The sequence below is a fragment of the Segetibacter koreensis DSM 18137 genome (assembly GCF_000374045.1).
In the GTDB taxonomy this organism is placed as follows: Bacteria; Bacteroidota; Bacteroidia; order Chitinophagales; family Chitinophagaceae; genus Segetibacter; species Segetibacter koreensis.
This window is the reverse complement of record NZ_KB893315.1, coordinates 154,345-169,594: the sequence shown is the minus strand read 5'-3', so window position 1 is coordinate 169,594 and position 15,250 is coordinate 154,345. Positions and strand designations below refer to the sequence as shown.

At 33.2% G+C, this 15,250-nt stretch carries 14 protein-coding genes; 4 read left to right on the top strand and 10 right to left on the bottom strand.

Annotated elements, in window-relative coordinates:
- Positions 1-98 precede the first annotated feature (98 nt).
- The 5 genes from B154_RS0103310 to B154_RS32140 all read right to left on the bottom strand — a co-directional run bounded on the left by B154_RS0103310 (position 99) and on the right by B154_RS32140 (position 4,068).
- Positions 99-1,199 (bottom strand): hypothetical protein, encoded by a 1,101-nt coding sequence (locus B154_RS0103310; RefSeq protein WP_018611877.1) that lies wholly within the window; start codon positions 1,197-1,199, stop codon positions 99-101.
- Positions 1,192-2,184: a hypothetical protein gene (locus B154_RS0103305; protein WP_018611875.1), complete on the bottom strand. Its 993-nt coding sequence runs from the start codon at positions 2,182-2,184 to the stop codon at positions 1,192-1,194. Before B154_RS0103305 ends, B154_RS0103310 begins: the two co-directional genes overlap by 8 nt.
- Positions 2,156-3,541: a radical SAM/SPASM domain-containing protein gene (locus B154_RS27575; RefSeq protein ID WP_018611873.1), complete on the bottom strand. Its 1,386-nt coding sequence runs from the start codon at positions 3,539-3,541 to the stop codon at positions 2,156-2,158. Before B154_RS27575 ends, B154_RS0103305 begins: the two co-directional genes overlap by 29 nt.
- Positions 3,542-3,604: 63 nt before the next feature.
- Positions 3,605-3,904: a hypothetical protein gene (locus B154_RS32690; protein ID WP_211217448.1), complete on the bottom strand. Its 300-nt coding sequence runs from the start codon at positions 3,902-3,904 to the stop codon at positions 3,605-3,607.
- Between the two features lie 17 nt (positions 3,905-3,921).
- Positions 3,922-4,068: a hypothetical protein gene (locus tag B154_RS32140; protein ID WP_018611869.1), complete on the bottom strand. Its 147-nt coding sequence runs from the start codon at positions 4,066-4,068 to the stop codon at positions 3,922-3,924.
- A gap of 315 nt (positions 4,069-4,383) precedes the next feature.
- Here B154_RS32140 and B154_RS0103285 point away from each other — a divergent pair, with 315 nt between their 5' ends.
- Positions 4,384-5,016, top strand: coding sequence for a hypothetical protein (locus B154_RS0103285; protein ID WP_018611867.1), 633 nt, complete (start codon positions 4,384-4,386; stop codon positions 5,014-5,016).
- Between the two features lie 798 nt (positions 5,017-5,814).
- A complete protein-coding gene (locus tag B154_RS32135; RefSeq protein ID WP_157580428.1) occupies positions 5,815-6,027 on the top strand; it encodes a hypothetical protein in 213 nt (70 codons plus the stop codon).
- Between the two features lie 290 nt (positions 6,028-6,317).
- On the opposite strand, the gene B154_RS0103270 is transcribed toward B154_RS32135, so the two are convergent.
- Complete coding sequence (locus B154_RS0103270; protein ID WP_018611862.1) at positions 6,318-6,857, bottom strand: hypothetical protein; 540 nt, start codon at positions 6,855-6,857, stop codon at positions 6,318-6,320.
- A 207-nt stretch (positions 6,858-7,064) separates the two neighbouring features.
- Between B154_RS0103270 and B154_RS0103260 the strand changes: the two genes are divergently transcribed.
- The gene (locus B154_RS0103260; RefSeq protein WP_018611859.1) at positions 7,065-7,655 is read left to right on the top strand and encodes a hypothetical protein; all 591 of its coding nucleotides are present in this window, start codon (positions 7,065-7,067) and stop codon (positions 7,653-7,655) included.
- Between the two features lie 212 nt (positions 7,656-7,867).
- Here B154_RS0103260 and B154_RS0103255 read toward each other — a convergent pair whose 3' ends face one another.
- Positions 7,868-8,875 carry a DUF3871 family protein gene (locus B154_RS0103255; protein WP_018611858.1) on the bottom strand — a complete coding sequence of 336 codons (1,008 nt, stop codon included), beginning with the start codon at positions 8,873-8,875 and terminating at the stop codon, positions 7,868-7,870.
- Positions 8,866-9,750: an AAA family ATPase gene (locus B154_RS0103250; RefSeq protein WP_018611857.1), complete on the bottom strand. Its 885-nt coding sequence runs from the start codon at positions 9,748-9,750 to the stop codon at positions 8,866-8,868. Before B154_RS0103250 ends, B154_RS0103255 begins: the two co-directional genes overlap by 10 nt.
- A 788-nt stretch (positions 9,751-10,538) precedes the next feature.
- Here B154_RS0103250 and B154_RS0103235 point away from each other — a divergent pair.
- Positions 10,539-11,348 (top strand): hypothetical protein, encoded by an 810-nt coding sequence (locus tag B154_RS0103235; protein WP_018611854.1) that lies wholly within the window; start codon positions 10,539-10,541, stop codon positions 11,346-11,348.
- Here the strand turns inward: B154_RS0103235 and B154_RS27570 are convergent.
- Both B154_RS27570 and B154_RS0103225 read right to left on the bottom strand, forming a co-directional pair.
- Positions 11,343-12,029 carry a DUF4391 domain-containing protein gene (locus B154_RS27570; RefSeq protein WP_018611853.1) on the bottom strand — a complete coding sequence of 229 codons (687 nt, stop codon included), beginning with the start codon at positions 12,027-12,029 and terminating at the stop codon, positions 11,343-11,345. The genes B154_RS0103235 and B154_RS27570 overlap by 6 nt on opposite strands.
- Positions 12,026-15,250 carry a helicase-related protein gene (locus B154_RS0103225; protein ID WP_018611852.1) on the bottom strand — a complete coding sequence of 1,075 codons (3,225 nt, stop codon included), beginning with the start codon at positions 15,248-15,250 and terminating at the stop codon, positions 12,026-12,028. Before B154_RS0103225 ends, B154_RS27570 begins: the two co-directional genes overlap by 4 nt.

The following is a 15,250-nucleotide window of genomic DNA, read 5'->3' as shown; positions in this document are numbered from 1 at the left end:
TTGAATCCGCTAGACAGTAAAGTAAAATACGTCTTTTTCCTTCTTTGAAATTACTTGCTTCCCATTAGCAGTACCTTTTCTTTAGCTTCTTTGAAACTTCAATCTGGTAGTAGAATATAGTTGGTATGCCTTACCGAAGTCCAGTCTTCCCAGTATATGTTCCCTTCATTTACGGGCCATGGATCATAAACATAAACCCATTCTGTAAGATTATTTTCCGCCTTAATCGTTTTCCATCCAGCAATGGCTCTTGCGTGTCTGGGGATACCACTTTTTAAGGGACGAAGAATATTAATGTTCATAACTGCTTCATTGAAAGAGGGGGATAAATCTAATAAACATGTTAGGGTATTATTAGAAAGTTCCCTCAATGCTCTTATTTGATCATCATTAAGTGCCCCGGTTTCTTGGACCCGCATCACTTCCGCAATCCTGTCCTGTTCATAGGAAAACTGAAAAAACTTTAATATCATTTCACCTACCGCAACAGCGCAGTAATTACTTTTTTGCTGCGGGATTAAAGTAAAGCCTGAAATTTTTTTTTCAAGAGTAAGATCGGAGTCATTACGAACGTTGCTAGCTACATCTATAAATAGATCTGGATAGTTAGGTAATTTTGAAGAATTGTAAAGTTCTTTAGATAAATCTTTTTCAACTGCGTCGATCAAATTGATCATAGAATAAATACCAATATATTCAGTCGATCCTATTGGCCGTGTTTCGAGAGGAATAATAGTTTTATCTCCTATATCCATAACAAATTCGTTTCCTGATTTATCTTTTACTTTAATCCCTAATTTTGGATAAGCATAAGCATAAATTCTTGTCTCTTTTTCATCTCCCGTCAAATACTGTTCACCAGCCTTTTTTAAGGCTTCGTCAACTTTACTTTGTATTTGTAAGGGGGAATTAACTCCGTAAGAAATAACTTTAGGGAAAGATAAATCTGCTATGTTTACCCTACACCTAACCTCTTTATTATTCTGCATAAGTGCGACGAAATCGACAAATAAAAGGTTTTCATTGATGTCATAAATTTCTTGAACGTTTTTTTCAGTAAAAACAAACTCACCCTCTCCGGCTTCGGGCAAATTAAATATACTCCAGTCGTCAATTCCTTGTTCGCCACCTTCTGCTTCTTCCTTTAAAAAGGGTATTATCCATCGATTCGCATGAAAAACAACGTCTTTGTCAGGCATATTTAAATTTTTCTATCTTTTTTCTCTTTTCTAATTTTTGTACAAAAGGTAATTCAAGGAATTTAGTTGTGAAACTTTTGAAAGTTTCAGTATCTTTCTCATGGCTTTTGTTAAGTATCATTCTATAGATTTGATAATACCAAAACATCCTACATGCTCCAAAGGCTTTATCACATTGCAGCACTTCATAGACGAAGCTGAAATAGTATGGTGATCCAGGTATTGATTCTGTCTCAAAAAACTTCTCAACTATCTGCAATTCATCAAACAGCATTGGCGAAACCTGCTTCTTAATGGTAGTATATATGTCAGCACTGTCTAATATAATCAAATCAACTAATTCAAGCAAAACTTGAGCTAATAATGCTAGTTTCAATTCCCTTGGATAGTCAAGCATCACAAATTTTTCTTTTTGGGATAAAAAGTATAGATCGGTAGTTCTTGACTGAAGAAATTGTATAGTAGAAATACAAAGTTGCATACCAGCGTTTTTATTGTCAGTAGAGCTTTGTAATCGAATTAAATTGTGTATTAATTGTATGGAATGAAAAATGAATACTCCTATTTTATCATCTTTAATCAATAATTCATCTATTTTAAGAGCTTTTTGAACATCATTAAAAGCCTGTTGGAAATCATTCTTTTTATATTCCAAATACGCTTTTGCCGATAAGTAAAACGTACTACCAATAATTTTCAGTTTCTCATTTTTAGTATTACTAAAAAAATCCAATGCGGCATTATTTATGATTGTAGTCGCTGTCAGAACTCGGTTTTCCCGAGCTGCTGTAATACTGCTGAATAGAAAGCTCCTAAATCTTGTAAATTGAACCAATTCATCTTCCGCGAACCTATTACCGAGTTCCTTGAGCAGGATTGTTTCAAATAAGTCTCCTTTCGCTTCCGGCTCAATCAGTTGCACACCTACTCTTTCTTCAAAAAAGAAACGAAAAATATTATCCCTGACATCCTCCTGATTTTTCATTTTGAATGTGTAATACTTCTTTATTTAAGAAATAAGATAATAATAGCCGGTTTTTGATGTTGAATTTTGCAGGAGGGCAAGGTATTTCCCCTTCCAGCCATGATTTTGGACACGAGCCTCCACAAGTCGGAAGCATTTCACAATTATTACAATTATAATTCCCATCAAAAATTTTAGAATAAAAATCCTTAATCATGATCTCATTTTCCATTTTCATACCCTTATTAATATGTCCTATAGAGTACTTATTGACTTTCTGCCCGTCAATAACCTCTTCGTACTGGGGAATGTAACTGACTTCTGAACAGTTATAAATATCCCCATATGAGTCAAATAATTCCGCTCCCTTTCTTACAGCCATACATAAAATTTTTTTTCTCTTAGGCAATAGGGTAAATTTCATACCTCTCCTTTTTAATTCTGCAAACCATTCTATTTCCCAGTTTCCAAAACTTTCCATATCAGCAACGATAGAAGATACATCATTTCCCCAAGATCGAATAGGAGCGACATAAAAGTTATCAACTTTCTTATCCAATCCTTTTAATGCTAATAAGTCCAATAAAGGGATAACGGCATCTTTATTTCTTTTATCGACATTACATCTGATACTTATTTTTAAGCAGCAAAAAGGATCATTTACGACTGCTTCAATATTATTTAGAATAATATCAAAGGTGCCTTCGCCTTTTTTATACATCCGTCTTTTGTTATGATACTCGGCTATTCCATCTAAGGTAATTTCTGCGTATTCAATTCTTAATTCCGAAAATAATTCCTTTGCTATTTTATTTGTAAGATTAATCCCATTAGTTACTATTCTTGAATTATAACTTATACTATTTTCATCAATAAAATCAAAAATTTTGTTGCTGATTCTCCTAATCGAACTCAAAGCCGTTAAGGGTTCTGCACCAAACCAGGCCAATTCCAAACTTTTGTACCCGCCTTTAATCAACTTATTGATAATTCTATCAACTATCTTTTCTTCAAGTTCCTGGTCTAGCTTTTTAGCTGTATGCTTTTGTGCACAATAGTCACACCCCAATTGACAACTAGCCGTGGGTTGGATCGATATAAAAAGGGTTTGGTCATGTTTAATTGCCTCCAGGTTTTCCCTTATAACAATTTCTAATTCATTTTCATCCTCCGGTACCAAGACTTTACTTTCAGCTAACTTATCAGTTAAACAAGAACTTATTGCATGCAACGTATTACCCTTAACAAATCGGAACTCGTCCCGAGTAAGTACACTCATTTCGTTTGTTCTCGTGCTATAAACTATAACCTTTTCTGAATTGTCAGTAGGATCAGTAAATAAGTCAGAAAAGACAACATATTTGGAAAGTTTGTTCATAAAGTATTTGATAAAAAAATAGGGGCAAATAACCCCTATTTATAGGTTACAAAACGCATCACTTTAACATGAGCAGTTACCGCCTCCACATCCACAACCATCCCATTTCATATTCCCCATCCCCAGATCTTCAACCGCCAATTTTACGTCGGGATTAACTTTGATGTCTCCGCCTGGCCCAGATTCTGGGGGTTGAACAAATTCAATTTTTACATCTACTCCTTCTGGTAAACGAAGAGTGAAAATTTTGTTTTCTGCCATAGATTTTGATTTAAAAATGAAAAATATACTAACAAGTTGTCTGCAAATTTTAATATTTCCTCCTCTAACCTCAATAAACCTATTGACTATTTCCACATCCACAAGCATGCCGTTACATATTAATCCATCCGTAAATCGTCAACAGCTATCCTTACATCCGGAAAGACCTTTAATCCATTTAGCCCAGATTCTGGGGGTTGAACAAATTCAATTTTTACATCTACTCCTTCTGGTAAACGAAGAGTGAAAATTTTGTTTTCTGCCATAGATTTTGATTTAAAAATAAAAAAGGTTTGTTAATATTTAAAACAATTTGGGCCTTTTCCTAAATTTTTTTTTTACGGCCTCCCTAACGTATCTAATAAAAGCGTCTATTTACCCGCTCTTGCAGTTCTGCTGGTGGGGAAACAGGGGTAGCGAACGCAAATGCCGTGAGACTACGAAAGTCAGTTGTGCAGGGAAGCCGAAGATCGCTATTATCTAATGTGCGCGTTGGTTTAGCTAAGGTAGATTAAGCAAAAAAATTTGAGAGTATTTAGGGCATATTAGGTTTAGTGTATATATTGTTTTAAAATAAAACTATGACTTTGAAACCGTTACTTACAGCGATTCTATTACTAACGCTTGGCGTTCATGCTTTCTCACAGTTTAATGACATAAGTTTAAAAAATAAAGGCGCGATTTTTCAACTGTCAGTTTGGAAAAGCGCTATTGAAAATGTTGCGAGTCAAAAGATTAATGATGCAACAATATCAAAAAGCGACAAAATAAATATATCGAAGAATTACCAAGTGCTTAAAGCACAAGTAGAAGGGGCGGTCTTACAGCTTAGATATGAGATTAATAACAAAAATAAGTTAGCTAAGAAATTCAATCAAATAAACTGTGCATTCTTAAATGACCAGTTTGAAACAACTACTTATAAATATATTCAATTGAACGCTTTTGTTTCTGAGATTAAAGACTATTTCAGAAACGCCAAATTATTTTTACTTGATCCAATTACCCTTAGTAATAATAAGAAAATAGGTCATCCTCGCATGCCTGCAGCACCAATATCTATCGATTTAAGTTCAATTAGCCCGATAGATTTCATAGGATCGGGGTGGACTATTTACAAAGACATAAAAGATTTACAAGGAAATCGTGCCGAGGGCTTAGCTGCATTACTTAGTGAAGTGACACTGGCTAATTTGAATGACCTGAAAAAATAACGGTATTTAATGAGTGCTGTTCCACTTTCATTTTAATTGATGTAAACTAAGTAAAATATTCCTATTTTTTGCGGGACTTGCAAAAATAATAAGTAACTAAAACGTTGAGTTAGTTTACTATTTCAGAATAGATTTGTCCACTTCTTAATTAGTCAATGCGAATTCGATAACATATACTCGCAAAGAGCTTCTCCGAATTGATTGTTTCTTTATCGAGTTAAGCGCCATCATCTTTCACGAAGAATATGTTGCTTCGACTAACTCAAGAAACAAAAATTAGGCATAGACCCTTTTCCTCTCATTGGTTTTTAAGTTCAGGAGCTAAACCATATCGAAAGAAACCTACTGTCCGTCCGTCCAATTCCCTATAATTACAACTGGTTGACAGCAGTAAAGAAAATACACCATAACTCCTGGTATTGTGTCAATTCATTCTGTACTACGAAGGAATGCTGCTCAAGGCACAATGCATATACAGATGTAAAAAGGGCTATCTACTTTACCGATACAGGGAAGGGGTTAAGGAGTAAGACTTGAAAGTATATATAATAGTTTTTGCGTAATCATTTTTTATACTCCTTACAATATTTGTAAAAAATAGTAGTTTATAATTAACCAAATTCTAAAAGTAATCCGATGAAGAACCATGTCCTATATAATAGAATCTCGATACTAGTTTTTAGTTTACTTCTAACAGGGTTTTGTGGAGCTTTGATGTTATCACATAATCTTAGAGAAGTTGGCAAAAGAAAAATTATTGTTCCATTAGTTATAATAACACTTATTATAGATGGAATTATGTTTCAAGTTATAAAAAATGTAACATCAGATAGTTTAGTCAGGTTACTAGTACCTAATGCTATTGCAGGAATTATCTTAAGTTTTCCTATATGGGATATGTACTTAGCAGAAGTGGATGGTTTTGAAAGCAAGTCTTTGTGGCTGCCATTCTTCATAATAGTAGTATTATATGGAGGACTTATTGCAGCGAATATTTCTATAGGTAACTAATATTTATACAGCGAATAAAAGGTTATTTTAATAACGACTTATTCTTTTTAGGAGATAGTTTTATGAAGTTATAGATACCTCCAATAGTAAAAAATAAACCAAGCATTATGTCAAGGAGACCAGTTATGTAAAACTTTTCTGTATTAGTTAGATAGTTTTTAATAGCATCACAAATTAAAAAACAGCCATATCCAACTATCAATACTTGAAGTATTCTTTGAGTTAAGTTTGATGGTATAAAATGCCTTGCTTTCATTAATTCAATTGTTTTAGATACTGTTACTTTATTTTCAACTCATTGTATAGTTATGAAACATCAAAAAATCCAGTGTATGATTTTGGTTGAGTATAGATTCTGATGCCAAGTAATTCCAATCAAGCACACCATCTGCATAGTATTGGAAATGGCTAGGTTGAGAAGTCTTATTAACTATAATTGTTGGTTTCCATGTATGTCCACCCACTAACCCTATAATTGATGTAGATGCAGCATATGGTAGTATATCATTTGAGCCTTTAAAATAACCATATGAAATTAAAAGCTTAAAACCGCGTAACCCCATCTTGTCAACTATAATATATTTATAACTATTTATTTTAGTGTGATCGACGTCCTCTTCAGAAAGATTTAAAAGCTTATTTGAGTGGTTTATGTTGCTTTCAACAGGTCTCGCCATTACAGAAAAAAGACCTATTATAAAAAATACAGATACTAATAGTCCATGTTTTTCTTTAATCAATTTTGCAGCCCTAAAACACCGAACTATAAAATAAATAATAAGAGCAAAGTTTAATAAAGTGCAGAGGAAATACAACACAGAGTATAACATATAGTATCGGTTTTAACATACAAACAGGGCTTGATTTATAAAGATTTACATTAAGAAACAAGATTCACAAGAAATACTTTAGATATACTAAAATCATAGATTTTTTTATCAGAAGGTTTAGGGCTAGTGTTTTTAAGAGTATTTTTTGTTTTTAAAATCCCTAAGTATATTTCACTTCCCATTTTAACCATTAAAATAAATATTTAAATGAACCTAGAAATTACTGCTTCAAACTTTTACAATTTATGGTACGAAACTACGGAGGCTCAAAAAGAGCTTTTACTTAATAGTTTTAGAAATAATACCGGCTTTACAAACTTAATTTTTCATTCTGAAGAAGCAGTTCTAAAAAAGATAGCTGACAAACTTGAAATGAACTGTTACACTAAAAATTATTATTCTTTAGATGCTATTTTTTATACTGATGACGATTTAGTCCCTTGTAGACCACCTAATTCATATTGGTTCAGAAATATACAAATTGCTTTTGAGCATGAAAATTTTTTCGGTAGTGGCTTGTATCAGGAAGTAAGCCATCTTTTAATTACAAATTGCAAGATGAGAGTTTTAGTTACTTATCGCAATGGAGATGAAAAAATGGAATTAGATAAACTTCATGCAGTAATTAAAGGAGTTCCACAATCTCAAAACATAGCTGACAGAGAAAGCTTCTTAATAATTTTTGGCTATGAAAATAATTTTCAGTGGAAAGGATATATTTATAAAAATGAGGGTTGGCAGTTGTTAGCTAATCCTACATCGGAGGAATTATTGTTGTCCGGTGTCCACTACCTATAGTAAGATAGTGGACAGGACACTTTTTTATTTTCCAATACTTTTACTCATATTATATAACAAGAATAATAGTATTATAATAACTATTGCAAGTAAGTAGATGTGAGTTAAAACAAATTTGACAATAGTAGCTAATAAAGCCATTATAAAGCAAAGGATTAGTATTTTGAAGAGAAATTGATATACTGAAAGCATAGGTATTGTTGTTTAGATTATTAACTTAAAAACCAGTTGCTTTGCCTGTGTTCCAATCCCCTTCTTATCTCATTGACGAAGGTGAATGCATTAACACTCCGGTCTAAGAATGTATCTATATAGCTGGTCTTGTTTGCACCTGTAAAAAGGTTATATAGCCTCCAGAGGTTAATATTACCATCTGCATCCCTGCAAAAACTGTTATCCTTGTAATAGTCTTTACATACCATGCCAAGCTGAGTATCACCAAAAAGCAGAGGAGAAATATGGCTTTGCAAGTTCTTAGGTAGGTGTGGATACATTCTACATCTTCCAATCAAATGAGCAAATTGCTGTTCAGTTAAACTGTAATTTGAAAACTGTTGCAACTGATGCAGGTGAAGATTTCCATTATAACTTTCAAATAAACTTTTGATGCTTGCTGTAAGTTGGCCTAAGCTATTAACTTTTAAGTCTCCCATATAACCATCTGTCCAGACACATAAATTTGTACAAACTCTGTTTTGAAAACCAATAAATACTTTAAAGCTCTCCAATGCTCCTTTTTTAGCATAAAGATTATCCAGGTTATAAGACTTAACACCACCAGCTACTAAATGAAGAGTGTTACCATCAATTTCCTGACTTATAGAAGGTATTTCAATAACAAAAGCCATCCTTTCGTAGTATATGGTCTTCTCATGCTCATTAAGCTCATTGGCTGGCTTATTCCTTGCTTCTGGCACTCTTCCCTTAATAGGATGTGATACTCTTATATTGGGCTTACAAAAGGTTTGTCCAGCATATACATTTAAAAGAGTTCTGTGAGTTGCCTCAATGAATTCTGCATGACTAATGACAGGTTCATTATCTTTAACATATACTGGTATTATGTGTTGCTCCTGTATATCCTTTAATGAGGTTTCAATAGTGTTTGCTTCTATAAAAGGTTTTGCTGTTGAGACAGCTATTTCATAATCAGGTAAGAAAGGAACTTCTTCAATAAATTTTGTTTTGAATGTCCTGTTATCTGCAAGTACTAGTTCCATGTTGTTGAAGTTTTAGTGTGTGAAGAATTACCATTTTGTGAAGGGTTAGGTGTAATCTCCTGCCTTCTTTTAATAAACTGAGGCATAAGAGTTTGTTGGTACATGGGATTAAGATTATAAACCTCCATTAACTCACCAATTGTTTTACAAGCACCTATTCTTGTAGTAATAGCTAACTGTTCCTGCTCATTTGGTACTGCACCTTCATTGCACCAATTAAGAATTTTTATACCTGTTTCAGAAGTAATTTTAAACTCAGGTTGATCCATAAATAAAGAAGTCCTGTCTTTACTAGCAGTAGCATAATGCTTCATATCCAGCTCAAGTACTATAGTAAATTCATAATCTAACCCATCCCTTTGAACTCCCTTCATGCCTACCTTTTCAGGTACTTGCTTACCATTCTTTTCCACAAGTACATAATCCTGCTTGCTTCGGATATTACCAATTACATGAACAGGGCTTTGAAGAAGTGTTTGAATAAATGCATTGTGCCTGGGAGTAAGTTTACTCCAGTTGGTGTAGCTGTTCCCTGTCATTGAAGAATGAATGTCAAGAATACCTCCTAAGCCTTCCCACTCATGAGAAATGCTGTCAATGATAATAACCTCCATACCTTTCTTTAAGCACAAATTAATAGCCTCTATGTATCTCTCAGGTGTGAATGGTGCTGTGAGTGCTACCACCTGAAAATTACCTACATGTGCAAACAATTCTGCACTATGATTTTCTGTATCAATTACTGCAACCTTTTGCCAGTTATTACACAATCCATAAGCAAGTAGTAATGCACTAAATGTTTTACCTGACCCACTTGGGCCTTGAAGAGCCATCTTTATTTTAGCTCTTTTTCGTTCTGCTGTTCTTAACTCCATAATAGTTGATTTAAATGAAATAATAGTTATATCACACTTAAGAAGGGGTTGAGTATTAACTGAGGAAGAAGAATGAGAAGAGTAAAGAGGGATAAGAGATCAGTACTAATGAGATAAATAAGACATACCAGAACACACTCGCAACTACTAATACATCTATACTTACAACACCCACAAATTGTATCATTATGTTTGTAACTTTTTATAGAATTTAGAAGCAGTAAGGGTTTTATGAGTTGGAGGTAAAAATTTATTATGGTATAGCTAATAGGTAACTCATTGCCTTAAAAAATAAGGGGGGTAGTGGTGATAGTTGCAAGTATGGGGGTTGATTTAGGGGATATAAACGTTTCTTTAAAACTTATTCAACTTTTTAGGGAAAAAAAATTAAAAACTATAAAAACTTCTTTTGAGAAATTTCTTAGCTTCATATTAAAATAATACCTGTAATATGTATTATGAAATATCAACTAGGAAAACTGGCGTTATTATCATAACAAGTTTTATAGCTTTGATTTGCTTTACAATAGTTGGTTCTTTTCTTAAAATAATTCATAACAATACAGCAGATGTATTTCTTGTAATTGCGGCTTTATGTTCCGTAACCTTTTTTGATTAAAGCCCTTTATGATATTTTCACTTCTAAAACTATTAGTATTTAAGAATAGCTAATTCGGGCTGTAGGCTTTTCAATAATAAATACTTTTGCAGGATTTTATTACATAAAGAGGAAGGATTGTAGGAAAAACCTACCGTTTATCTCACTTTAAAAAAGCAAAAAGCCTTCAATGAGAAATCTAAAATTGAATGTACCGATTAGTCCCATAGATTTTAAAAATAAGAGATATACCTTAAGTATTAATTGGGAAAATGTTCATTTTTATAATGACAAAATATCATTTAAGATATGCGATAAATATTTTTCAAATAAGTTTTTTTTTAAAGGATGCAAAGAGTCTTACAATTACTTGAAAAAATATTTTTTCAGGAAGCAACTTTATTCGCTCATTGTTGACTTCGAGTATGAGAATCCAATAAGGGTACAAAATGTTGACCAATTAAACAATATGCTTGAAATTTTAGCAATAGAAAGCTATATCTATTTTGAGTGTAACAGTGCCTCACTTGGCCAAGCAATAAGACTTTCTAAGCTGAATTTAAAAAAGCAAGTGGTTTGCAACATTTATAAGTTGTATAAAAAATCAGTATACTTTGATTTACTTATTGACGTCCATGATGATAAATTTAAAGTCGTTCCTGTGCCTGAAGTCATATTAAATGAAAAAGGTAATATTGTCCAGATGGAAAGTTCTTTTCTTTTTGCCATTAATAAGGGCGATTTCATAAATATTATTTGGGAAAGTGTGGTCGAAAAAAAGGCTACCTACATCTTTACCTGTGCAAAACGAGATTATGACACGCAATTGCAAAAGATTTTCGATTATATTACTTCTCCTAAAATTAGAAACAAAAGGCAACTCATAATGTCTTCAACTAAAGAACACTACTCAAAAGAGCTGATGGAAATTTTGCAATTAAATCAACGTTTGGAGCATCAGATCCCTAAACAATGGATAAAGATTATCATAGGTTTATGATATGCTTCCCTGTACTGTCAAGTCGTTCGTATCTAAGTTAAGTAACTCGCTTAACTTCCTCCTTGCTTGGTTTAATTGTAAATTTAATTCTACTTTTCTGTTGAACTGTTTTTCATTCTTAATAGCACTTTGCATCGCAGAAATCCGTGTTTTTAGTTCCTTTATCTTTTTATCATACTCAATAAGATCAGAGAGGTCTTTCTGTTCCCTTGCATAGTTTGATAGCTGTGAGCAGAAATCAGCATATACAAAGTCAATGCTGATCTTTAAATTGAATTGATAATTGTTATCGGATGAATTAAACCAGGTGGTAGAAAATGACCAATCAACAACTGCTTTATCCTCGTTTAAAGGATGATGATGTTTTTTTGAGGTACTTATTAATGCTACCTCCTTATATGATAAAACAAATACTATCTGGTACGGAATGGCTTTATCAATAATATCAAGTAAGTCTTTAGGATAAACTGCTTCTTTTAACCTTACTTCAAAAATCTGAACTTCACTTGTTTCATTACCAGTAAGATTGATTGTTTCCTTTGATAACTTATTTAACCAGGTGATTTTATCTATTACGTCCGCAAACTTCTTCTTTTGCTTACTATTTATAAATTCATCAAAAGCATTTTTTGGTACAAAGCGATTAACAATAGTTGATGCAGGCAGATTAAAATAATTCATTTTATTATAATGAATGAAATAAGTTTAAAATCTTCAAACCCTTTTACTTTCCCGGTTAGTGCTGTTGTGCCGCCCGATCTGAACAAACTTTTGACATCTTTATCTTCATCCGTTTTTACTATGGAACTAATCGCTTTTTTTAATAATCCGGAATAAAAATCCATCTTTTTAAAATCATCCGTTTCTGCATTAAACTCTTCACATAACTCTGTAAGAGGTTCAGTAATGCCTTTAGTTAATAAGCGAAGCGTATCTAATATTTTTTTAGATTCAAAATAAGTTTGAAGAATTGTACCGTCACTTTTAATATGGACTAAATAAAAAGGATGCAACCTGTTTTGCTTATCACTATTGACTTCATTATTGATGTTCTTGAGAGCGAAAATGACGCCTTTTTGTAAGCCGGTATTTGCTTTAGCTACTGCGTACAAACCTTCGGGAATGTTCTTCAATGTTCCATACTTCTTGAAAAAGTTCGATAAATCCACTCTGAAATCATTTAAACCTAAATCGGTTATACTTACCCCTTCTCTCAAATCTTCCAGGTCAACAACCTCTTCCTGCAACTTCTTTAGTTGAATCTTCCTATACTCCAAATCTTTATCATCTGTATTAAGAATGTTGTCATCTCCGGTGCTCGCCATATTGCTGATAAGCATACGATCTTCCACTCTTTGCTTTAAGTTGATATAAGTGTCCAATGTAACATCCGGCCAAAAGTTGACCATTGTAATGCTTGAATTGATTGAGCCTATTCTATCAATTCTACCAAACCTCTGAATAATACGGACGGGGTTCCAATGTATATCGTAATTTATAAGAAAATCGCAGTCCTGTAAATTCTGGCCTTCAGAGATACAATCTGTTGCTATCAAAATATCAATGCTTTCATGCAGGTTAGGAAATAACTCTTGCTTACTTTTAGAACGAGGTGAGAAGCAGGTAAGTAATGTGTTTAAGTCTGTTGGTATATTTTTATTTGAGGATAGTCGTCTTGAACCGGTAATTAATGCCGTGTTAAGACCAAAGTCTTTTGACAATTCATCTTTTAGACTGTTATAGAGATAATTTACAGTATCGGCAAAAGCAGAGAAAATTAGAATTTTTTTGTTGCCTGGATTTAATGGGTTGTTTATTTTTTCCGCGATTACCTCTTTCAGCTTTTGCAGTTTGATATCTTTTGTGACGTTTACATCGAATACCGCGGTGTATAATGTTTCTAACTCTAACAAGTCTGCTGACAGGTCTTCCGTCCACCTTACTTTATCTAAATCTTCTACCCGAACTTTTACTTTAGTACCTATTACGTTTTCTTCATCACCCCAATCTGCTTCCCAGTCAATTTCTTCTGAATTAACATCAAAATGAACCCCTGAAACAGCCTCTTCGTCATTGTTAAGTGAACCTATTGTATGTTTTATTTGGTTTATAATGTCTACTAAAGTCAACCTGAATGAATCCACTGAACTTTCAATTCTCTTTAGCAGGTTAATCTTCATTAAAATTTGCAAACTTCTTTCCCTATCAGTTTGCGTGAAAGTGCCTGTACCTGACTTTACTTTTTTATCATATTTCAGTTTATATAATTCTACTCTACTTGGTAGAATATATTTCAAGGGAGAATACACCGATAAATTCAGCAACGCCAATCGTTCCGCTATGTCCTTAAAATTTATTTTAGTGGCGGATAATCGACAGTGAATTGAAATAGGTTTGTTTCTTGTAGGAAACTTACCAATGTCTTTGGTGTCGTAATAAGTAGTTATATGCTTTCTTGAACGGGCAATGGTAAGGCTGTCTAAGATTTCAAAGAAATCAAAGTCAAGCATACCCAACAGCTTTTCCGTGGTCCTTTCATCGTTGGACAATTTTGTCCAGATATTGAAGGCCTGCTGTGCTTTTTTAAAAATTAAATCAATTCCTTGTTGTGTATTTAATTTACTGTCAATCTGCTGGGGAGAACCTTCGTAAGCAAGTGCTAACTGATTTTTCAAATCGTTGAACCTGTTATTAACAGGAGTAGCTGAAAGCATTAAAACTTTCGTTTCAATTCCCTCCTGTACAATCTTTCTTAGAAGGCTTTGATACCTGTTTTCCCTGCCAGCATTTGCATTGTTGTTTCTGAAGTTATGCGATTCATCTATTACAATCAATCCATAATTACCCCAATTTACCAATTCCAGATTACGGCCATTACTCATACCCCTGTCCCGTGAAAGGTCTGTATGAAACAGGACATCATAATTGAATTTATCCTTTGCTAAAATGTTGTTTTTATCATTCTGGCGATATGTATTCCAGTTGGCTTCTAACTTCTTCGGACAAAGTACTAAAACGTCTTTATTACGCTTTTCATAATACTTGATAACACCTAAAGCAGAAAAGGTTTTACCTAAGCCTACACTATCAGCAATTATGCAACCATTGTATTTTTCTAACTTGTTGATAGCGCCTATTACAGCATCTTTCTGAAAATTAAATAATTGGTTCCAGATTACTGTTTCTTTAAACCCTATTTCGTCGTTAGGTATGGTATCAGAAGCAATATCATCTAAGAAGTCGTTGAATATGTTGTAGAGCGTGATAAAATAAATAAACTCCGGGCTATTTTCTTTATAGGCATTTTCAAAATATTCCTGCACAAATGTTGTTACATCTTGCAGGTTTTCATCATTTTTCCATATTTGATTAAACCAATCGATGTATGCCTTACTCTGCGGAAATTCAACCTTCTGAATTAAAGTTGGAAAACCCGGCTTATGTGTTAATCCTAAATCAGAAGATGTAAAACCGGTAATATTTGCATAAGCTGCCCCGGATGCCTCATTATCGACGTTTATAACACCATTTAAAGGAATGTTTGAATGTTTATTTGATTTGAATGTTGCCTTATCTTTTATCCATTTGCTACATTCTTTTGCAATTGCCCTCTGGTTCAATTCATTCTTCAGCCTTAGCTCAAATTCACCACCGCATAATTGACTTTCATTTACAATATGAGGAATATAAAATTCTCTTGATTGCTTTTGAAATGTTTCTTCTATAAAAGTAGGTGACGTGAAAATGAAACGCAATTCTTCGGTGTGCCTAAGTTCTTTTTTTAAAGCCTCATAAGCGTAAATCGAAAACGAAGATGCAGCTATAGATAACTTTGAGCCTTTTTTTATTTCAAGTTTTAAGTCGTCATTTAGCCTGGTATTTATGTTGTCTATTAACTTCAT